The 19,242-nt window shown below is 74.7% G+C and carries 18 protein-coding genes and 1 tRNA gene; 5 read left to right on the top strand and 14 right to left on the bottom strand.

The window, feature by feature from the left end; translation table 11 throughout:
• Positions 1–168: 168 nt before the first annotated feature.
• Together ACWDCZ_RS25605 and ACWDCZ_RS25600 are read right to left on the bottom strand one after the other, a co-directional pair.
• Positions 169–993, bottom strand: a complete 825-nt coding sequence (locus ACWDCZ_RS25605) for an isocitrate lyase/PEP mutase family protein (RefSeq protein ID WP_449817053.1) — start codon at positions 991–993, stop codon at positions 169–171.
• Positions 990–1,502 (bottom strand): carboxymuconolactone decarboxylase family protein, encoded by a 513-nt coding sequence (locus ACWDCZ_RS25600; protein WP_449817052.1) that lies wholly within the window; start codon positions 1,500–1,502, stop codon positions 990–992. The genes ACWDCZ_RS25605 and ACWDCZ_RS25600 overlap by 4 nt, the downstream gene beginning before the upstream one ends.
• 155 nt (positions 1,503–1,657) lie before the next feature.
• Here ACWDCZ_RS25600 and ACWDCZ_RS25595 point away from each other — a divergent pair, with 155 nt between their 5' ends.
• The 3 genes from ACWDCZ_RS25595 to ACWDCZ_RS25585 all read left to right on the top strand — a co-directional run bounded on the left by ACWDCZ_RS25595 (position 1,658) and on the right by ACWDCZ_RS25585 (position 3,784).
• Positions 1,658–2,440, top strand: coding sequence for an NRDE family protein (locus tag ACWDCZ_RS25595; RefSeq protein ID WP_449817051.1), 783 nt, complete (start codon positions 1,658–1,660; stop codon positions 2,438–2,440).
• Positions 2,441–2,546: 106 nt separating this feature from the next.
• Complete coding sequence (locus ACWDCZ_RS25590; protein ID WP_074002072.1) at positions 2,547–2,762, top strand: hypothetical protein; 216 nt, start codon at positions 2,547–2,549, stop codon at positions 2,760–2,762.
• A gap of 98 nt (positions 2,763–2,860) precedes the next feature.
• On the top strand, positions 2,861–3,784 hold the full coding sequence (locus ACWDCZ_RS25585) for an undecaprenyl-diphosphate phosphatase (RefSeq protein WP_449817050.1): 924 nt from the start codon (positions 2,861–2,863) through the stop codon (positions 3,782–3,784).
• Here the strand turns inward: ACWDCZ_RS25585 and ACWDCZ_RS25580 are convergent.
• The gene (locus ACWDCZ_RS25580) at positions 3,769–4,521 is read right to left on the bottom strand and encodes an alpha/beta fold hydrolase (RefSeq protein WP_449817049.1); all 753 of its coding nucleotides are present in this window, start codon (positions 4,519–4,521) and stop codon (positions 3,769–3,771) included. The genes ACWDCZ_RS25585 and ACWDCZ_RS25580 overlap by 16 nt on opposite strands.
• A 114-nt stretch (positions 4,522–4,635) precedes the next feature.
• Positions 4,636–5,505, bottom strand: a complete 870-nt coding sequence (locus ACWDCZ_RS25575) for a sigma-70 family RNA polymerase sigma factor (RefSeq protein ID WP_449817055.1) — start codon at positions 5,503–5,505, stop codon at positions 4,636–4,638.
• A 210-nt stretch (positions 5,506–5,715) separates the two neighbouring features.
• Here ACWDCZ_RS25575 and pdxR point away from each other — a divergent pair, with 210 nt between their 5' ends.
• Positions 5,716–7,158: a MocR-like pyridoxine biosynthesis transcription factor PdxR gene (gene pdxR / locus ACWDCZ_RS25570; protein WP_449817048.1), complete on the top strand. Its 1,443-nt coding sequence runs from the start codon at positions 5,716–5,718 to the stop codon at positions 7,156–7,158.
• A 96-nt stretch (positions 7,159–7,254) separates the two neighbouring features.
• On the opposite strand, the gene ACWDCZ_RS25565 is transcribed toward pdxR, so the two are convergent.
• The 10 genes from ACWDCZ_RS25565 to ACWDCZ_RS25520 all read right to left on the bottom strand — a co-directional run bounded on the left by ACWDCZ_RS25565 (position 7,255) and on the right by ACWDCZ_RS25520 (position 18,278).
• Positions 7,255–7,464, bottom strand: a complete 210-nt coding sequence (locus ACWDCZ_RS25565) for a DUF6126 family protein (RefSeq protein WP_049651771.1) — start codon at positions 7,462–7,464, stop codon at positions 7,255–7,257.
• A 32-nt stretch (positions 7,465–7,496) separates the two neighbouring features.
• The gene (locus ACWDCZ_RS25560; protein WP_049651770.1) at positions 7,497–8,132 is read right to left on the bottom strand and encodes a helix-turn-helix domain-containing protein; all 636 of its coding nucleotides are present in this window, start codon (positions 8,130–8,132) and stop codon (positions 7,497–7,499) included.
• A gap of 100 nt (positions 8,133–8,232) precedes the next feature.
• Positions 8,233–9,945: a pyruvate dehydrogenase gene (locus ACWDCZ_RS25555; protein ID WP_449817054.1), complete on the bottom strand. Its 1,713-nt coding sequence runs from the start codon at positions 9,943–9,945 to the stop codon at positions 8,233–8,235.
• Positions 9,946–10,084: 139 nt separating this feature from the next.
• Positions 10,085–12,493 carry a glycoside hydrolase family 65 protein gene (locus tag ACWDCZ_RS25550; protein WP_049651769.1) on the bottom strand — a complete coding sequence of 803 codons (2,409 nt, stop codon included), beginning with the start codon at positions 12,491–12,493 and terminating at the stop codon, positions 10,085–10,087.
• A complete protein-coding gene (locus tag ACWDCZ_RS25545) occupies positions 12,490–13,239 on the bottom strand; it encodes an HAD family hydrolase (protein ID WP_049651768.1) in 750 nt (249 codons plus the stop codon). Before ACWDCZ_RS25545 ends, ACWDCZ_RS25550 begins: the two co-directional genes overlap by 4 nt.
• Before the next feature lie 122 nt (positions 13,240–13,361).
• Positions 13,362–14,162, bottom strand: a complete 801-nt coding sequence (locus tag ACWDCZ_RS25540) for a VOC family protein (RefSeq protein WP_049651767.1) — start codon at positions 14,160–14,162, stop codon at positions 13,362–13,364.
• Positions 14,163–14,436: 274 nt separating this feature from the next.
• Entirely contained in the window at positions 14,437–14,928 is a 492-nt protein-coding gene (locus ACWDCZ_RS25535; RefSeq protein ID WP_049651766.1) for an SRPBCC family protein, read from the bottom strand.
• 132 nt (positions 14,929–15,060) lie between these two features.
• A complete protein-coding gene (locus tag ACWDCZ_RS25530; RefSeq protein ID WP_449817047.1) occupies positions 15,061–16,791 on the bottom strand; it encodes an LCP family protein in 1,731 nt (576 codons plus the stop codon).
• A gap of 587 nt (positions 16,792–17,378) precedes the next feature.
• Positions 17,379–17,451, bottom strand: a tRNA-Lys gene (locus ACWDCZ_RS25525).
• A gap of 47 nt (positions 17,452–17,498) precedes the next feature.
• A complete protein-coding gene (locus ACWDCZ_RS25520; RefSeq protein ID WP_117488956.1) occupies positions 17,499–18,278 on the bottom strand; it encodes a nucleotidyltransferase domain-containing protein in 780 nt (259 codons plus the stop codon).
• 193 nt (positions 18,279–18,471) lie between these two features.
• Here ACWDCZ_RS25520 and ACWDCZ_RS25515 point away from each other — a divergent pair, with 193 nt between their 5' ends.
• Entirely contained in the window at positions 18,472–19,233 is a 762-nt protein-coding gene (locus ACWDCZ_RS25515; RefSeq protein ID WP_117488954.1) for an SDR family oxidoreductase, read from the top strand.
• Positions 19,234–19,242 lie beyond the last annotated feature (9 nt).

Below are 19,242 nucleotides of genomic sequence, written 5' to 3'. Positions count from 1 at the left end.
CGAAGTCGCCCTGCGGCAGCAGCACCACCTGGCAGAACTGCTCCCGGTTCATGCCGACCAGCCGGTGGATCTCCTCCCCGGCCTCCTGATGCGACCCCCGAACGGCCGGCCGCCCGCGCCACCCGACGCACGACGACCGCTCGACCCGCGGCGCTCAGGCCGCCGGGTTCAGAGCGCGGACAGCCGGTTGAGCTCCGGGTAGCCCAGCCCCTCCGAGAGCGCGGTGAACGTGCCGCTCCCGTACACCTCCTCGGCGGCCCGGCGGACCGCCGCGTACGCCACCTCGGCCAGGCCCGGGCCCAGGCTGATCCGGGCCACGCCGAGCTTCGCCAGCTCGGCGACCGCCGGGGAGCCGGGGCCGGCCAGCACGTTCAGCGGCGCCGGGACGGCCCCGACCAGGGCGGCGATGGTCTCCGGGTCGGACACCCCGGGGACGAACACCCCGTCCGCGCCCGCCTCGACGTACGCCCGCAGCCGGTGCACCGCGTCGTCCAGCCGGCCCTCCGGGGCGCCGATCCCGCGCAGGAACACGTCGGTCCGGGCGTTGACGAAGAGCGGCACGCCGGCCGCGTCCGCCGCGGCCCGGGCGGCCGCGATCCGCTCGGCGGCCTCCGCCGGGGGGCGCCCCTCGTCCTCCAGGTTCACCCCGACGGCGCCGGTGGCGAGCAGCGCGGCGACCGTCTCCCCGACCCCCGCGGCGGTGTCCGCGTAGCCGCCCTCCAGGTCCGCGGTGACCGGCAGGTCGACCGCGCGGACCACCTGGGCGGTCCGGGCCAGCACCTGCCCGGGGTCGGCGCCGCCGCCGTCCGCGCTGCCGAGCGACCAGGACACGCTCGCGCTGGCCGTCGCCACCGCCCGCGCCCCGGCGGCGGCCACCAGCCGGGCGCTCGGCACGTCCCAGGCGTTCGCCAGCACCAGCGGCTCGCCCGGGCGGTGCAGCTCCCGCAGCAGCCGGGCCCGCTCCCGCCGGACGGCGGGGTCTGCGGCGCTCACCTGGCGGCCGGGCTCATGCGGGTGGACACGCCGATCCGGTTCCAGGCGTTGATGGTGGCGATCAGCGCGATCAGCTGGGCCAGCTCGGTCTCGTCGAACCGCGCGGCGGCCTCCGCGTACACGGCGTCCGGCACGTGCCCCTGGGTCAGCAGGGTGACGGACTCGGTGAGGGCCAGGGCGGCGCGCTCGCGGGCGGTGAACCACGGGGTCTCGCGCCAGGCCGGGAGGGAGACCAGGCGGTGGTCCTGCTCGCCGTGCTTGCGGGCGTCGGTGGCGTGCATGTCGATGCAGAAGGCGCAGCCGTTGAGCATCGAGGCGTGCACCTTGACCAGCTCGGCGATGACCGGGTCGACGCCCTCCCGGGAGGCCCGGTCCACGGCGACCATCGCCTGGTAGTAGGCGGGGGCGAGCTTGTGCATCAGCAGGCGCTGCTCGGGGGCGGGCACCGGGGCGCCGTCCGTACCGGCCGTCCCGTCCGCGGTCGCGCGCGTGGTCTCGTTCGTCGTCATGGTCGCCAGCCTAGGAGCGGGGTGGCCTGCCGTCCTGGTGCGTTCGGCCACGCGTTCCTTGGGCCACTTCCGGCGTGCGAACGACCGTGCGAGGATCGCCGGCAGGAGATCACCGCCAGGAGGTCTCCGACAGGACGAGGTCAGGGGGCCCGGTCGTGTGCACGGCGTTCGTCAGCATCGAGCCGGAAGCGGCCGTGCCGGTGCTGCTGCTGTCCGTCCGGGACGAGTACCTGGGCCGCGCCTGGCTGCCGCCGGACCACCACTGGCCGGACCGGCCCGACCTGCTCGGCGGACTGGACCTCGCGGCCGGCGGCACCTGGCTGGCCGTCGACCCGGCCCGGCACACCGCCGCCTGCCTGCTGAACGGCTTCGGCCCGCTCGCCCCCGCCGAGGCCCGGCGCACCCGCGGCCGGCTGCCGCTCACCGCCGTCCGGGAGGGCGGCATCGGCCACCTCGACCTCACCCCGTACGACCCGTTCCACCTCGTCCTGGTCCGGGCCGACGGGGCCCGGGTGTCCAGCTGGAGCGGCGGACGGCTGGAGGAGCGCGAACTGCCGTCCGGCCTGAGCGTGGCGCTCAACGACGGGCTGGAGGGCCGAGCGGCCGACCGGACCACCTCCGAGCGGATCCGCGACCTGATGGCCGCGCGGGCCGCCCACTTCCGGTCCCGCCTCACCGCCGAACCCCGGCCCGAACCGACCACCGACGGGCCGACCGCCGCGGCCTGGGGCGGATGGCTGCCGATCGTCGCCGGGGACGGGCTGGCGCCGGACGCGGACGCCGCGCTGATCCAGCGGCGCGACTTCGGCGACGGGCGGATCTGGGGGTCCTCGTCGATCTCGCTGCTCGCGCTCGGGCCGGACCTGCTGCGCTACGACTTCGCGGCCGCGCCGGTGGCCGCGGACGGGCCGGGGTGGCGGCGGGTGGCGACGGGCTGACCCGCGGCTCGCGGCGGGCGGCGGCGGGCGGCGCCGGGAAAAGGGCTTGCACCTGACGCTGCGGGAGGCGGCATCGTGGCCCGGGTCGAGCCCGAAGGAGACCGCCGTGACCCGCCCGGACCCCCCGCGCCGCCCCCGCCGCCTGCTCGCCGTCCTGACCGTCGCCCTGCCGCTGGCGGGCATGCCGGCCGCGGTGACCGCCGTCGTCCTGCTCGGCGACGCGGCGCACCGGGCCGTCCCGTCCGCCACCGTCCTGGCCTCCGTGGCGGCGGCGCTGATCGGGCACCTCGCCCCCGGTGTCCCGCAGCCGTACGGTCGGTGAACTTCCGACGGCGGGGCTGCCGAACGTCTACATGCGCGTAGTAGCTTCGCGAGGGCCCCCGACCCGGCCGGCCACCGACCCCCGAGCGAAGGTGCGCGATGTCGACCCTGACCTACCCGGAAGCGATAGGCGTCGGCCTGCTCCAGGGCGTGACGGAACTCTTCCCGGTCTCCAGCCTCGGCCACAGCATCCTGCTGCCCGCCCTGGTCGGCGGGCGGATCCAGCACGACCTCGACATGACCGCCGAGGGCTCCTCGTACCTCGCCGCCCTGGTCGCCCTGCACCTGGCCACCGCGCTCGCCCTGGTGGTCTACTTCCGCAAGGACTGGGTCCGGGTGGTCGAGGGGCTGTTCGGCTCGATCCGGCACCGCCGGGTGGAGACCCGCAACGAGAGGCTCGCCTGGCTGCTCGTCCTGTCCACCATCCCGGTCGGCGTGGCCGGCCTCGCGCTGGAGAAGGCCCTGCGCAACGCGCTCGGCAAGCCCGTCCCGGCCGCGGTCTTCCTCGCCCTCAACGGGCTCGTGCTGCTCGGCGCCGAGCGGCTCAAGCGCGGCGGCACCGGCCGCCGCCGGGCCGGACACGCCGCCGGACACGCCGCCGACGAGCCGGGCCTGGACCCGGCGATCGCCTCCGACCACCGGCTGACCAGGCTCGGCTACGGGCAGGGCGCCTGGATCGGCGCCGCGCAGATCCTCGCGCTGTTCCCGGGCATCAGCCGCTCCGGCGTCACCATGAGCGCCGGCATCCTGCGCGGACTGCATCACGAGGACGCCGCCCGGTTCTCCTTCCTGCTCGCCACCCCGGTCATCCTGGCCGCCTCGGTGCTCAAGGTGCCCGAGCTGTTCAGGCCGGAGAACTCCGGCGTGCTCGGCCCCGTCCTCGCGGGCAGCGTCGCCGCCTTCGTGGCCGGCTACGTCTCGGTGCGGTTCCTCACCCGGTACTTCGAGACCCGCAGCCTGACGCCGTTCGCGCTGTACTGCTTCCTGGCCGGCGTCGGCAGCGCGGTCTACCTGTCGCTCTGAGCCGTCCGGCCGCCGCTCCGGGCCGTCCGGCCACCGCTCTTCGCCGTACGGGCCGCCTCGCCCAGGATCCCGGCGAGGTCGGCCGGCCGGGAGAACATCGGCCAGTGCCCGGTGTCCAGCTCCACCAGCCGCCAGTGGCCGTCCGCGACCAGCCCGGCGACCACCGGCGGCGGCTCCGGCCAGTCCATCAGGCACTTCACGTACACCGCCGGGAGCCAGCTCAACGGGCCCTCCAGGAAGGCCGGTTCGGTCAGCGAGGGGCCCGGGTGCGGGGTCGCCCCCGCGGCGATCCGGGCGATCTGCCCGACCGTCAGCCCCTGCTCGGCGAACTCGGCCGGCGGCAGCGGCGGCCACCAGCCCCCGTGCGCGGCCAGGTCGGCCCGCAGCGCGGCCGGCTCCGGCAGCTGGTCGGCGAAGGACTCCCCCGCCACCGGCACGTTGGCGTCCACCAGGACCAGCCCGGCCAGCCGCCCGCCGATCCGCTCGGCGGCCTGGCCCACCGGGATGCCCGAGTAGCTGTGCCCGACCAGCACCACCTCGCGCAGGTCCAGCCGCTCCACCTCCGCGACGACGTCCGCCACGTGCGCCTGCTGCCCGGCGGGCGCGCCGCGCTTCTCCGCGAGCCCGGAGAGCGTCAGCGGGTACGCCCCGTGCCCGGCCGCGCGCAGCTCCGCCACGACCTCGTCCCACGCCCAGGCGCCGAGCCAGGCGCCCGCCACCAGCACAAAGTTCGCCATGGGCGGCACCGTAGCGCGCGAGTGTGACGGCGGCCCGGAAAGCGACGGGAAACACCACGTGGAGGAACGGTGGGGGCGCCCCGCCCGCGCCCGGGCGCCCCCGGCGGTTCCCGGTCAGCCGGTGGTGAGGCCCAGGGCGGCCAGCCGGGTCGGGTCGGTGAGGATGTCCAGCCCGGTGATCCGGCCCCCGTGCACGGTGAACGACATGACCGACAGCGGACGGCCCCCGGCGAAGGACACCACCCCGGGCGAGCCGTTGACCGGCACCAGCCGCCCGTCGGCGGCGAAGCGGGCGAAGGCGATCGCCTGCGAGGCGACGTCCGCCGCACCGCGGCGCAGCACGCTCGGCACCAGCGTGCCGCCGTCCGACCGGGCCACCACGTCCGGGTCGAGCACCGTCAGCAGAGCGTCGAAGTCCCCGCCCCGGGCGGCCCGCAGGAAGGCCTCCACCACCTCGCGCTTGCGGGCGTCGTCGGAGTCCGCGGCCGGGGTCGCGCCCTGGACCCGGCGGCGGGCGCGGCTGGCCAACTGCCGGGTGGAGGCGGAGGTCCGGCCGAGCACCTCGGCGATCCCGTCGAAGGGCACCTCGAACATGTCGTGCAGCACGAAGGCCACCCGCTCCGCCGGGGAGAGCGTCTCCAGGACCACCATCAGCGCGATCCCGACCGAGTCCGCGACCAGCACCTCGTGCACCGGGTCCAGCGCCGACAGCCCGCCGACCACCGGGTCCGGCAGCCGCACCCGGCCCTCCTGCTCGGGCAGCGGGTCCTCCCGGCGGGAGGCACGGGAACGCAACTGGTCCAGGCAGACCCGGCCGACCACGGTGGTGAGCCACGCCCCGAGGTTGCGCACCCCGCCCACATCGCTGCGGCCCAGCTTCAGCCAGGCCTCCTGCACGGCGTCCTCGGCCTCGGCGAGCGACCCGAGCATCCGGTAGGCCACCGCCCGCAGCTGGGGTCGCTCCGCCTCGAAACGCCGGGCCAGTTCGGCCGGTTCGGTCGGTTCGGCCGGTTCGACTGCTTCAGCCGGCTCGGCCGGGAGGTTCTCCTCGCTCACCCTGTCACATCCTCGGGTCGGGATCCGTCGGTCCAGTGACGGACGCTAACCGACCGGGAGGACACGATGGGGAGGAGCCCGCCGGCGCCACCCGGCGACCCCGCCCGCGCCCCCTGGCGACAGGCGAGAATGGAGGCCGTGAGCACCTCCCGGACCACCTCCTGGACCACCTTCGGCGGCGACCTGCACCTGGACCTCACCGAGCGCCGGGCCGCCGGCGCCGGACTGCGGGCCGCCCTGGAGGACGCGCTGCGCGAGGCCGTCCAGGACGGGCGGCTCACCCCCGGCACCCGGCTGCCGTCCTCCCGGGCCCTCGGCGAGGACCTCGGGATCGCCCGCAACACCGTGGTCGAGGCGTACGGCCAGCTCACCGCCGAGGGCTGGCTCAGCTCCCGGCAGGGCTCCGGCACCACCGTCGCCCGGCGGACGGTCCCGGAACCGGTCCAGGGCCGGCGGCCGGCCCCCCGGGCGGTACGGGCGCGGCAGACCGCCCGGTACGACCTGATGTCCGGACGGCCCGACCTCTCGCTCTTCCCCCGCACCGCCTGGCTGGCCGCCGCCCGCCGCGCCCTCGCCACCGCGCCGCACGAGGCCCTCGACTACGGCAGCCCGCTCGGCCGGATCGAACTGCGGCAGGCGCTCACCCACTACCTGGCCCGGGTCCGCGGGGTGCGCACCGACCCCGACCACCTGCTCGTCTGCACCGGCGTCACCCAGGGCCTCGGCCTGCTCTGCGCCGCCCTGCGGGAACGCGGCGCCCGCACGCTCGCCGTCGAGGAGTACGGGCTGCCGCCGCAGCACGCGGTCGCCCGGGCCGCCGGACTCGCCACCGCCCCGGTGCCGCTGGACGCGGACGGCGCCCTGGTCGACCGGCTCGACCCCCGGGCCGGCGCCGTCCTCCTCACCCCCGCCCACCAGTTCCCCACCGGCGCGGCACTCTCCGCCGACCGGCGGGCCGAGGCGGTGCGGTGGGCGCGGGAGCAGGACCGGTACGTCATCGAGGACGACTACGACGGCGAGTTCCGCTACGACCGGCAGCCGCTCGGCGCGATGCAGGCACTGGACCCGGAACGGGTGGTGTACGCCGGGACGGCCGCCAAGAGCCTCGCGCCGGGCCTGCGGCTGGCCTGGCTGGCCCTGCCGGACGCACTGGTCGAGCCGGTCGCCCGACTGAAGGCGCTGGCCGACACGATGTCCCCGGTGCTGGACCAGCTGACGCTCGCCGAACTGATCACCTCCGGCACGTACGACCGCCACGTACGGCGCTGCCGGCTGCACTACCGGCGCCGGCGCGACCACCTGGTCGCGGCGCTCGCCGAACACGCCCCGCAGGTCCGGGTCACCGGCATCGCGGCCGGCCTGCACGTCGTCATCCGGCTGCCGCCCGGCTCCACCCCCGAACCCGAACTCCTCGCCCGCGCCCAGCAGGCCGGCCTCGCCCTCCACGGCCTCGCCTGGCACCGCACCACCCCGTCCCCCGCCGAGGCCCCGACCGCCCTGGTCATCGGCTACGCGACCTCACCGGACCACGCCTTCCCGGCGGCGGTCCAGGCCCTCTGCGAACTGCTGCGCGGGGCCTGAGCGGGAGAGGGGAGTGCGGGTGGCCGGGCCGGTGCGGGAGCGGCGGTCCGCCCGCCCCCTCGGGGGTGGGGGCGGGCGGACGGTTCGGGGTGTGAACTACTTGTTCCGGCTGCCGAGTTGGAACAGGAGGATGATGAACCCGGCGAAGAGGTGGCAGCCGACGGTGTAGAGCACCAGGCGGTGGTAGACCCGCTTGTTGGCCCACTTGCCGGCGTCCATGGTCTTCGGGCCGGCCGGAGTGTCGGCACCGGCGGCCGGGTTCTCGGCGTCGGCGGCCGGGGTGACGGTGGTGGTGGGATCGGCCATGGTGATCTCCTCCGGGGTGTTCTGACGGCAGGTCAGTGAACGGCGGCGGGGCCGCCGCCGAGGCAGAGTTCGCCGCCGGGGCTCTGCAGCAGGGTGTGGACGAAGAGCAGTTCGACGCCGCTGTCCGACTCTGCGGCGATGCAGTGCGGGGTGAGCGAGTCGTAGTGGGCGGAGTCGCCCACCGCGAGGTGGTGGACGCGGTCGCCGAGGGTGACGCGGAGCGCGCCCTTGAGGACGTACAGCCACTCCTCGCCCGGGTGGACCCGGACCACCGTGTCCTGCACGCCCGGCGGGACGTGCACCCGCAGGGCCTGCATCGCGCGGCCGGGGGCGCCGGCCCGGCGGTAGCCCCAGCCACCGGCCCGGCCGGGTTCGATGGCGCCGCCGCGGACGATCGGGTCCGGCTCGGCGAGGGTCTCGCCGAGCAGGCCGGAGACCGAGGTCCCGTACGCGCGGGCGAGGCCGAGCAGGACGGGCAGCGAGGGCTGCCGGCGGCCGGTTTCCAGTCGGGACAGATAGGCTGGGGAGAGCCCGACCCGCCCGGCGGCCACCTCCAGCGTGAGACGGCTGCTGAGCCGGTGCTCACGGAGACGGGCGGCGAGGCCGGCGACCTCCTGGTCGTCGAGCTGTTCGCCTGCTGCGGCGGCGCCGGTGGAGCTGCTGGTCATGTGTCCAGTGGACACCCGCCGTGCCGCACGGGCAAGAATTTTGCCTCAGAGGCAAGACCCTCCGGCAGGCCTCCTGACAGGCGCCCCGACCGGCCCCCGCTCACGGCCGCGGGATGTTCCGCAGGTTGCTCCGGGCCAGGTCGACCATGCGTCCGACGCCGCCCGAGAGCACCGTCCTTCCGGCCGCCAGCGCGAAGCCCTTCAGCTGGGCGGCGGTGATGTGCGGCGGGATGGAGAGCGCGTTGGGGTCGGTGACCACGTCCACGAGGGCCGGGCCCGGCCGCTCCAGCGCCTCGACCAGCACCTCCCGGACCCGGGCCGGCTCGGTCACCCGCTTGGCCTGGATGCCCATCGCCCGGGCGATCCCGGCGTAGTCCACGTCCCCGTTGTCGATCTCGAACTCCGGGTAGCCGGAGACCAGCATCTCCAGCTTGATCATGCCGAGCGCGCCGTTGTTGAAGACCACCGTCTTCACCGGCAGCCGGTGCTTGGCCACCGTGAGCAGCTCGCCGAGCAGCATGCCGATCCCGCCGTCGCCCGCCATCGCGACCACCTGCCGCCCGGGGCAGGCGAGTTGGGCGCCGATCGCGTGCGGGAGGGCGTTGGCCATCGAGCCGTGCAGGAAGGAGCCGATCACCCGGCGGCGGCCGTTGGGCTGGAGGTAGCGGGCGGCCCAGACGTTGTTCATGCCGGTGTCCACGGTGAACACGGCGTCCTCGGCGGCCACCTCGTCGAGCACCGAGGCGACGTACTCGGGGTGGATCGGCAGGTGCTTCTCGATGTCCCGGGTGTACGCGCCGATCACGTCCTCCAGCGACCGGCAGTGCTTGCGCAGCATCCCGTCCAGGAAGGCGCGGTCGCGCTTGGCGTCGAGCAGCGGCAGCACGGCCCGCAGGGTGGCGGCCACGTCGCCGTGGACGGCGAGTTCGAGGGCGGTGCGGCGGCCGAGCCGGGTGGCGTCGTGGTCGACCTGGACGGTGTGCGCCTGCGGCAGGAAGGAGTCGTACGGGAAGTCGGTGCCGAGCAGCACCACCAGGTCGGCGGAGTGCAGCGCCTCGTGGCAGGCCCCGTAGCCGAGCAGGCCGCTCATGCCCACGTCGTACGGGTTGTCGAACTGGATCCACTCCTTGCCGCGCAGGGAGTGGCCGATCGGCGCGTTCAGGGCCTGCGCGGCGGCCATCACCTCGGCGTGCGCCCCGCGCACCCCGGCGCCGCAGAACAGCACCACCTTGCGGGCGCCGTTGAGCAGCCGGGCCAGTTCCTGCACCTGGGACCAGGGCGGGGCGGCGACGGCCTGCTCGGTGAGGAAGTGGCTGGTGCCGGTGGGGGCGGCGGCGGAGAGCGCGGCGACGTCCCCGGGGAAGGCGAGCACCGAGACGCCGTGCGAGCCGAGCGCGTGCTGGACGGCGACCCGCAGCAGGCGGGGCAGCTGGGCGGGGGTCGAGAGCATCTCGCACCAGGTGCTGCAGTCGGTGAACACCCGCTCGGGGTGGGTCTCCTGGAAGAAGCCGGTGCCGATCTGCCCGGACGGGATGTGCGAGGCGAGCGCGAGCACGGGCAGGCCGCTGCGCTGGGCGTCGTACAGCCCCTGGACGAGGTGGGTGTTGCCGGGGCCGCAGGAGCCGGCGCAGACCGCGAGCCGGCCGGAGAGTTCGGCCTCGGCGGCGGCCGCGAAGGCGCCGGCCTCCTCGTTGCGCACGTGCACCCAGCTGATGCCGTCGGCCCGCCGGATGGCGTCCACGACGGGGTTGAGGCTGTCCCCGACCACGCCGTAGACCCGCTCCACCCCGGCCTGCCGGAGCACTTCCACCATCTGTTCGGCCACGCTCGGCACGGCGGCGACTCCTTCGCTGGGGCGGCTCCACGGGACACCAGCACTCTCCGGGGCGGCCGGGGGCGGCGCAGCCGGGGCGGGGCGAACGGGTGAGGCGGCGGGAGCGGGGTGCGGGCTGCTACTCGGCCGCCAGGTGGTCCTGCTGGCCGAGCTTGCCCGCCGCGAGGCCGGCCTGGGGCTTGCGGCGGCCGGGTTCGCGGCCCGGGGGCTGGGCGACCCGCTCCTGGGCGGGCGGGGCGGTGGTCGGCAGGGTGACCGGGGCACCGGACTTGACCTGCACCGCCTCGCCGTCGTGCCGGACGTGGAGGACCTCGCCGCGGCGCAGTGTGTACGTCGTCCGCTCGTGGGTGATCTCGACGCCGAGCAGGTGCCCGCGCACCAGCAGCGAGAAGCTCAGCCGCATCAGCCCGGACGGCAGCCGGGGCCGGAACGAGAGCGCCTCGCCGTGGTCGCGCAGCCCGCCGAAGCCGGCCACCAGGGCGATGCAGGCCCCGGCGAGCGAGGCCATGTGCAGGCCGTCGCGGGTGTTGCCGCCGAGGTCGTGCAGGTCCATCAGCGCGGCCTCGGCCGTGTAGTCGTAGGCGAGGTCGAGCTGGCCGACCTCGGCGGCGATCACCGCCTGGGTGCAGGCGGAGAGCGAGGAGTCCCGGACGGTCAGCCGCTCGTAGTAGGCGAAGTTGCGGGCCTTCTGCTCGTCGGTGAAGGCGTCGCCGCGGACCTGCATGGCGAGCACCAGGTCGGCCTGCTTGACCACCTGCTTCCGGTACAGGTCGAAGTACGGGTAGTGCAGCAGCAGCGGGTAGTTCTCCGGCGGGGTGTGCTCGAAGTCCCAGACCTGGTGGTGGGTGAAGCCGTCGGCCTGCGGGTGCACGCCGAGGTCCTCGTCGTACGGGATGTACATCGCGGCGGCCGCGTCGCGCCAGGCGGCGGTCTCCTCGGTGTCCACGCCGAGCAGCGCGGCCTCGTGCGGGTTGCGGACGGCGGCCTCGGCGGCGGCGCGCAGGTTGGTCTGCGCCATCAGGTTGGTGAAGACGTTGTTGTCCGCGACGGCGCTGTACTCGTCGGGGCCGGTGACGCCCTCGATGCGGAACCTCCCGGCCACGTCGTGGTGGCCGAGCGAGCGCCACATCCGGGCGGTCTCGACGAGCAGTTCGAGCCCGTACTCGCGCTCGAACTCCGCGTCGCCGGTGGCCCGGACGTAGCGGGCGACGGCGGCGGCGATGTCGGCGCCGATGTGGAAGGCCGCGGTGCCGGCCGGCCAGTACCCGGAGCACTCCTCGCCGCGGATCGTCCGCCACGGGAACACCGCGCCGGACAGGCCGAGTTGGACCGCCCGCTCACGGGCCAGCGGCAGGGTGGTGTGCCGCCAGCGCAGGGCCTGGTTGACGGCGGCGGGCAGGCAGTAGGTGAGCACCGGCAGGACGAAGGTCTCGGTGTCCCAGAAGCTGTGCCCGTCGTAGCCGGGCCCGGTCAGCCCCTTGGCGGGGATGGCCCGCTCCTCGCTGCGGGCGCCGGCCTGCAGGACGTGGAAGACGGCGAACCGGACGGCCTGCTGGAGTTCGACGTCGCCCTCGATCTCGATGTCGCTGGTCTCCCAGAACTCCTGGAGGAATTCGGCCTGTTCGGCGATCAGCCCGTCCCAGCCGGTGTACCGGGCGGCGGTCAGCGCGGCCTCCACCTGGTCCCGGACGGCGGGCAGCGAGCGGGTGCCGGACCAGCCGTAGGCCATGAACTTGGTCAGCCGCAGCCGCTGTCCGGCCTTGAGCACGGTGGTGACGCTGATCCGGCACTGGTCGGCGTCGGCCTCGGCGACGGTGTCGGACTTCTCCGGCCCCTCGATGACGTGGTCCATCCCGGCCGCGACCCGGATGCCGCTGTACCGGGTGCGGTGCACCAGGATCGCCTTGGTCCCGCTGGCGTGGTGCGCCTCGGGCTGCAGCGGCGCCTCCAGCACGGCGGCGGCCCGCGGGTCGCCCTCGGGGCCGCCGGGCAGCTGCTCGTTGGCGACCAGCTCGGACTGGAGCACGATCCGCACCGGGCCGTCCACCGCCTCGACGCTGTACTCGACGGCGGCGACGGCGCGCTGGGTGAGCGAGACCAGCCGGGAGGAGCGCACCCTGATCGTCCGCCCGGCCGGGGAGGTCCACTCCGCCTCGCGGTGCAGCAGGCCCTCGCGGACGTCCAACCAGCGCTTGTGGCTGACGAGTTCGCCGTAGCGCAGGTCGAAGGGCTCGTCGTCCACCAGCAGCCGGATGATCTTGCCGTTGGTCACGTTGATGACGCTCTGGCTGGACTCCGGGTAGCCGTAGCCGCCCTCGCCGTACGGCAGCGGGCGCAGCTCGAAGACGCCGTTGAGGTAGGTGCCGGGCAGGCCGTGCGGCTCGCCCTCGTCCAGGTTGGCGCGCAGGCCGATGTGGCCGTTGGAGAGCGCGAAGACCGACTCGGCGCGGGCCATCGAGGCCAGGTCCAGGCCCTGTTCGGTGATCTGCCAGGGGTCGATCGCGAAGTTCTTGTCCCCGGGAGTCATGCCTCCTCCTCCCCCAGGAGCTCGGAGAGGTCCTGGACGACCACGGTGGCACCGTCCCGGCGCAGTTCGGCGGCCTGGCCGGTGCGGTCCACCCCGACCACCGCGCCGAAGCCGCCGGCCCGGCCGGAGGCGACCCCGGCGAGCGCGTCCTCGAAGACCGCGGCGTGGGCGGGTTCGACGCCGAGGGCGCGGGCGGCGTACAGGTAGGTGTCGGGGGCCGGCTTGCCGGGCAGTCCCTCGGCCTTGGCGGTGTTGCCGTCCACGATCACCTCGAACAGTTCCTCGATGCCGGCCGCCCGCAGCACGTCCCGGCAGTTGGCGCTGGAGGAGACCACGGCGCTGGGCAGCCCGGCCGCGCGCAGCCGGTGCACGTAGTCGACCGAGCCCTGGTACGCCTGGACGCCCTGCTCCCGGATCAGCCGCAGCACGGTGTCGTTCTTGGCCCGGCTGATCCCTTGCACCGTGGGGGAGTTGGGCGGATCGTCCGGGGTGCCCTCGGGCAGGTCGACGCCCCGGCTGCGCAGGAACGCGCGGGTGCCGTCCAGGCGTGGGCGGCCGTCCACGTAGGTGTCGTAGTCGGTGACGGCGTCGAAGGGGACGAACTGGCCGCCGGTGCGGGCGGCTTCGGCGCGCAGGAAGGCGTCGAAGGTGTCCTTCCAGGCCGCGGCGTGCACCTTCGCGGTCTGGGTGAGCACCCCGTCGAGGTCGAAGAGGAAAGCACGGATGTCGTCCGGTAGCCCCAGCATGGGTGCAGTCTTACCCGGGAACGGGGGGAAGCCGCCCATTTCCCGGCGGCGCGTCGCGGGAAGGGCGGCTTCCGGTTGCCGGGCCGGGCCGGACCGGGCGGCGTCACGGCGCCGGGGCGGCGTTACGGCGAGTCGGGCATCTGCGCCTCGGGCGCCTCGATGACCGCGAAGACCGCGCCCTGCGGGTCCTGGACCACCGCCATCCGGCCGGACTGCATGTCGAAGGCCGGCTGGATCACCGAGCCGCCGGCCTTGACCAGGGCGTCCACCGTGGAGTCGGCGCCGTCCACCGAGAAGTAGGTCATCCAGTGCGAGGGCGTCCCGGCCGCCAGGTAGCCGGGGATCGCCTGCATGCCGCCCACCGTGCGGTCGGCGACGTTGAGCGAGAAGTAGCCGTCCATGCCCTGGATGGTGGCCGGGCGCAGCCCGAGGGCCGGCTGGTAGAAGCGGCCGGCCGCGCCGGTGTCGGCGGTGTTGAGCTCGTTCCAGACCAGTGCGCCTGGCTCGTTGACCACGCCCGCGCCGATGAAGTCCATCGCCTGCCAGACCCCGAACACCGCGCCGGTCGGGTCGGCGGCGACCAGCATCCGGCCGATCGTGCCGACGTCCATCGGGTCGTACAGGACCGTGCCGCCGGCCTCGGTGATGGACGCCCGGGCCGCGTCGGCGTCGTCCGAGGCGAGGTAGGTGGTCCAGGCGACGGGCGGCGTCGGCTGCCCCTCGGGCGCCGCCTGCGCCATGATCCCGGCGACCGGCCGGCCGTTGAGCATGCACACGGCGTAGCCGCCGAACTCGGCCGGGCCGACCTCGCCCTGCCAGCCGAACAGGTCGCGGTAGAAGTCGAGCGCGGCCTGCTGGTCGCTCGCCATCAGGTCGACCCAGCACGGGGTGCCGGGCTTGTACGGATCGGTGACTACGGGCATTGCTGGGCCTCCCGGAGGCGGTGGTGGCCGGCTGTGGTGGTCGGGACGGTCGGAGCGGTCGGGCCCTCGTCCCGGCCGGGCCTGGTGGGGGTACGGCCCGGCCGGGACGACGGCGGTACACCGCCACCTTCGGTCCGCCGCCGCGATCCCGCCACCGGACGGCGCCCTGGCGGGCGACCGGCGGCCGGACCGTCACGGGGCTCGGGCGGGGTGCTCACGGGCTGTTCACCGGGGCTGTTCCCCGAGCTGTTCCCCGAGCTCTTCCCCGGGCTGCTCACGGGGCGTCGTGGTGGTGCCCGGTGACGAAGTACGGCTGCACCTTGCCGCTCTGCGCGTAGTCCTTGAGCCGGACCAGCAGTTCGGCCCAGGTGCCGGCCACCGCCGGGACGCCGTCCTCGCTGCCCGGCTGCCAGCCGCCGTGCCGGAACAGCAGCCGGGTGCGCCCGGGCGCGGCGGGCCGGTCGGGCTCGGAGGCGGTGGGCTCGTCGGGGGCGACGGGCTGGTCGGACAGCTCCCAGCTGATCCAGGTGCCGGCCCAGTGCGGCGGGAAGGACCCGGCGTTGGTCCACACCACCCGGTCCCGGTCGGCCCGCTCCACCCGCAGCCGGAACGGCTCGGGGACGTCGGGGAAGTCGAACAGCAGGACGTCGCCGTCCCGGTCCACGCCGGTGGTCCACCAGGCGGTCAGCCCGTCGTGCGTGGTGAGTGCGGCGAGCACCACGTCCCGGGGCGCGGCGATGTCGAGCTGGAGGGCGATCTCGGGCATGGGTCCGCCTTTCGGTGGCCGCCGGACTCCCTTACGCCCACCATGGCACGACCCCCGGGCCCGCGCGCCCCGGAGGGCGCCGGCCCGGGGGTCGTCCCCGTCGTTCCGGTGGGTGCGGTCGTTCCGGTGCGGTCAGCCGCCGCTGCCGTAACTGGTGTTCGCGCAGATGTCGTCGTCCGCCGAGCGGGCGTCGTTGGTGATGGTGGTCGGCAGCGGCTGCGGGGGCGCCGGGACGCCCGGAGTGGCGGCCGTCGCGCCGCCGCCGGCGGGGGCACCGGTCGACATCCCCATCGCGGCCGCGAAGTCCTGGCCGGTGATCACCGAGATGCCCCGGGCGGTGCTGGACTCCAGGCTGGCGCCGGGGAACAGCGCGGCGACCTTCTCGGCGTTCGCCTTCTGCCCGGTGCCGTACTCGATCGTGGTGGTCTTGTACTTGGTGCTCGCGGCCTGGCCCGCCGTGCTGGCGGTGAACTTGGCGCCCTTCAGCAGTTCGGTCGCCTTGCCGGCCAGGCCGTTGGTCATCGTCCCGTTGTAGACCGCCACCCTGATCGCCGAGTTGGACGTGTCCGCGGCCGGGGCGGCCGGGGTGGTGGGCGCGGCGGGCTGCTGCGGAGCCGGGCCGGTGCCGTCCGCCGGGGCGTCCGGCTGCTGGCCGGTGGCGTTCTGGCCGTCGATGGTCTGGTCGGCCTTGAGGGTCTCCCAGAGCTTGTTGGCGTCCGGCTGGACCAGGTCGAGGTCCTTGTCCTGGGTGCGGAAGCGCCAGGGTGCCGTCACGAACTTCAGGTCGTGCATGTCGATGTTCTTCAGCGACAGGCCGAAGGAGGCAAGCTTGTCGGCCGAGTCCAGGCCCGGGTCGACGACCAGCGACTTGGTCGCGGCGTCGGCCAGCGGCAGGAGGGTGGTGGGGTTCATCCCCTCCTTCTTGATCTTGGTGGCGAGCGAGCCGAGGAAGGCCTGCTGGCGCTTCATCCGGCCGATGTCCGAGCCGTCGCCGATGCCGTGCCGCAGCCGGACGTAGTCGAGCGCCTGCTGGCCCTCGACGGTCTGCTTGCCCTGCGGGAGGACGAGGTCGCCCTTCCTCTTCAGGTTGGGGTTGATGTCCCCCTCGTAGATCGGCTTCGGCAGGCAGATGTCCACGCCGTTCACGGCCTTGGTCATCGCGGCGAAGCCGTTGAAGTCGACGACCAGGGTGTGGTCGACGCGGATTCCGGTGAGCTTCTCCACCGTGTTCTGGGTGCAGGCCGGGTTGCCGTCGTCGCTGCCGCCCATCGAGAACGCGGCGTTGAACAGGTCGGTGTTGCCGCCCTTGGTCCACTTGCCGTTGGGCAGCTTGCAGGACGGCAGCTCGACCTTGGCGTTGCGCGGTATCGAGATGCCGACGGCGTGCTTGTGGTCGGCGTAGACGTGCAGCAGGATCGTGGTGTCCGAGCGGGCGCCGCCGTCGTCGGCGCCGCCGCCGAGGTCGGAGTTGTTCTTGCCGCGGCTGTCCGAGCCGATCAGCAGCACGTTGACCGGCCTGTTGCCGTCCGCGTCGGCCTTCGCCTCCGGGGGGCGGTTGCGGGCTATGGCGTCGGCGTCGAAGGACTTGATGTTGGCGTTCAGCTTGAGGTAGATCGCGCCGCCGACACCGGCGATGACCACCAGCACGCCCGCCGTCGACCAGGCGACGATCTTCTTCACGTTCTTCTTGGGCTTGGCGCTCTTGCGCGCCGCGGCCCGGCCGCCACCCGCGGCGGCCGCGGCACCCGCGGCACCCGCGGTGGCCGAACCGCCACCCTTGCCCTGCGCGGCACGGCGGGCCTCCGCCCGGCCACCGCTGCGCGGACCGGGCACTGAACTCTCCGCACCTTCCGTCGTGGGCATGTCCTCGCCCCGAGCCGGGCTCTCGCCCCTCCGACCTGACATGCGCGTACCTTTCACCGACGGAAGCGACGCCCCTGACGATCCGGCGCACCGCACACAGAGAGACGGCCCGAACCGTTCCCAGGTTGCACATACGACCGTCACCACTAACCGACGATCGTGGCTTCCGATCATATTTAGGCCCGACACGATCACCGACCCTCGGCCCTCGGACAACCCCGCCGACCGACGGGCAACACCACCGCAGAACAGTCGAAAACGCCCGATTCCGACGTGACCCATGCCACTCCACCGGTCCCCGTCCACACCGAATTCCAGCCACCGGCACGGCAGGTGGGGGCGCCACGCGATCGGCACCGGCCGCGGGGCGCGAACCGGCCACGGACGGCAGCGGATCGGCCCACCCCCGGACCAGGCACCCCAACGCCCTCGCACGCACCGGAGTTGGGCCCGCGGGGCACACCCGGGCGGCTTCCGCCAGGACCGGCCGCGGCCCGCGACGGTGCGCGGCTCCGGGCGGCGGAACGCCCACGCCCGGGAACGGCGGAGGCCGGATCGGAGAACATCCCGATCCGGCCTCGGTGCGGTGGGGCGCCAGGGGCTCGAACCCTGAACCTACGGATTAAAAGTCCGCAGCTCTGCCAATTGAGCTAGCGCCCCGCGGCCCTGGAACACCCGGGGTTCCGGGTGGGAGGACCACGGCGATCCTACCCGGTGGGGCCCAGGGCTCCGCCAGTGGATTGCGCGGGCGTGCCGGGGTTGTGGAGCGGGTCTTGAGGCGGTGTGTAGTGGGCGGCGCGGACCCGGCGGAGCCAGGCCTCGACGGGGCGCGGGTCGGGCGCGGCGGGCAGCACGCCGGGGCCGGCGAGGCGGTCGGCGGCGTCGGCCAGCAGGCCCTCCGCGAGGGTGGGGTGGTCGGCGATGCGTTCGCCCAGTTCGCGGATGCGTTCGGGGTCGGGCAGCCGGATCGGGTTGCGGCCGGTCTCGTGCAGGCGGACGGCCTGCTCGACCAGCCGGACCAGGTGCCGGGCGTGCTTGGCGGCCCGGCGGCGGGTGGCCGGGTCGGTGGTGTCGCGGGTCAGCAGCTTGCGGAACTGCTGGTCGGCGTAGCCGAGGTAGGCCTTCCGTACGGCCGGTGCGCTGAGGAAGGCCGTGCGCAGGCCGACCAGTTCGTCGCCGAGCGGGGTGCGGACCTCGTAGAGCCCGTCCGGCAGCCAGACCAGCTCGGAGGCGGTCGGGTTGCAGCCCAGCGCCAGCCGGCACCACTTGGCGGCCTCGTGCAGGGTGAGGTCCGGCGCGGTGGTCACCTGGGACTCGGCCGGGCGGTGCAGGCCGTGCAACTCCTCGGTGGGGGTGGCGAACAGGCCCAGCCGGTCGAGGTCGGAGCCGGCGTGGGCGAAGCCGTACGCGGTGGAGCCGACGATGCCCGAGAGCAGCACCGTGCCGGGGACGGACGGAGGGACGGGAGCAGCGGGAACGGCGGACATCGGCGGACTCCTCTCGTACGGACGGGCGGGCACCGCATCCTCGTCCGGGCATCCTCGCCGGAGCGGGCCGCGCCGGGCGAGCGAATTCCGCTCCGGCGCCGGCCCGGCCGCCGATACCGGGCCCCGAGGATCGCGGCCCCGCGGGCGGCCGCGGCGGGTGTCCTCGGCCGGGCCGCCGGGTAGCGTACGGGCCATGTCGACCACCCCGACCGATGAGGTCCTGATCGTCACCGGCGCGAGTCGCGGCATCGGTGCCGCCACCGCCCTGCTGGCCGCCCGCCGCGGCTACCGGGTCTGCGTCAACTACCGTACGGACGAGGCCAACGCGGCCGCCGTCGTGGAGAAGATCCGGGCCGACGGCGGCACCGCCCTCGCGGTCCGCGCCGATGTCAGCCGCACCGCCGAGGTGGAGCGGCTGTTCACCACCGTGGACGCCGAACTCGGCCCGCTCACCGGGCTGGTGAACAACGCCGGCACGCTGGAGAAGCAGTGCCGGCTGGAGGAGATCGACGAGGACCGGCTGAACCGGATCTGGGCCGCCAACATCACCGGCCCGTTCCTCTGCGCGGCCCAGGCCGTCCGCCGGATGTCCACCCGGCACGGCGGGCGCGGCGGCGCCATCGTCAACGTCGGCTCGGCGGCCTCCCGGATCGGCTCGCCGAACGAGTACGTCGACTACGCGGCCGCCAAGGGCGCGGTGGACTCGATGACCCGCGGCCTGGCCCTGGAGGTCGCCGCCGAGGGCATCCGGGTCAACACGGTGCGACCGGGGCTGATCCACACCGGCATCCACGCGCTCGGCGGCGAGCCCGGCCGGGTCGACCGGGTCGCGCCCAACCTGCCGATGCGCCGCGGCGGGCAGCCGGAGGAGGTCGCCGAGGCGGTCCTCTTCCTGCTCTCCCCGGCGGCCTCGTACACCACGGGGGCGTTCCTGGAGGTCTCGGGCGGGCGCTGAACAGCCCGG

It is taken from the genome of Kitasatospora sp. NPDC001225 (genome assembly GCF_053597855.1).
This window is presented reverse-complemented; position numbering and strand designations above follow the sequence as displayed.

What these genes read in the sequence shown, in the direction of transcription:
- ACWDCZ_RS25600 (WP_449817052.1), bottom strand. Translation starts at nt 1,502, where the DNA reads ATGACGACGAACGAGACCACGCGCGCGACCGCGGACGGGACGGCCGGT.
- ACWDCZ_RS25585 (WP_449817050.1), top strand. Translation starts at nt 2,861, where the DNA reads ATGTCGACCCTGACCTACCCGGAAGCGATAGGCGTCGGCCTGCTCCAG.
- ACWDCZ_RS25580 (WP_449817049.1), bottom strand. Translation starts at nt 4,521, where the DNA reads ATGGCGAACTTTGTGCTGGTGGCGGGCGCCTGGCTCGGCGCCTGGGCG.
- ACWDCZ_RS25565 (WP_049651771.1), bottom strand. Translation starts at nt 7,464, where the DNA reads ATGGCCGATCCCACCACCACCGTCACCCCGGCCGCCGACGCCGAGAAC.
- ACWDCZ_RS25560 (WP_049651770.1), bottom strand. Translation starts at nt 8,132, where the DNA reads ATGACCAGCAGCTCCACCGGCGCCGCCGCAGCAGGCGAACAGCTCGAC.
- ACWDCZ_RS25555 (WP_449817054.1), bottom strand. Translation starts at nt 9,945, where the DNA reads ATGGTGGAAGTGCTCCGGCAGGCCGGGGTGGAGCGGGTCTACGGCGTG.
- ACWDCZ_RS25550 (WP_049651769.1), bottom strand. Translation starts at nt 12,493, where the DNA reads ATGACTCCCGGGGACAAGAACTTCGCGATCGACCCCTGGCAGATCACC.
- ACWDCZ_RS25545 (WP_049651768.1), bottom strand. Translation starts at nt 13,239, where the DNA reads ATGCTGGGGCTACCGGACGACATCCGTGCTTTCCTCTTCGACCTCGAC.
- ACWDCZ_RS25540 (WP_049651767.1), bottom strand. Translation starts at nt 14,162, where the DNA reads ATGCCCGTAGTCACCGATCCGTACAAGCCCGGCACCCCGTGCTGGGTC.
- ACWDCZ_RS25535 (WP_049651766.1), bottom strand. Translation starts at nt 14,928, where the DNA reads ATGCCCGAGATCGCCCTCCAGCTCGACATCGCCGCGCCCCGGGACGTG.
- ACWDCZ_RS25530 (WP_449817047.1), bottom strand. Translation starts at nt 16,791, where the DNA reads ATGCCCACGACGGAAGGTGCGGAGAGTTCAGTGCCCGGTCCGCGCAGC.
- ACWDCZ_RS25520 (WP_117488956.1), bottom strand. Translation starts at nt 18,278, where the DNA reads ATGTCCGCCGTTCCCGCTGCTCCCGTCCCTCCGTCCGTCCCCGGCACG.
- ACWDCZ_RS25515 (WP_117488954.1), top strand. Translation starts at nt 18,472, where the DNA reads ATGTCGACCACCCCGACCGATGAGGTCCTGATCGTCACCGGCGCGAGT.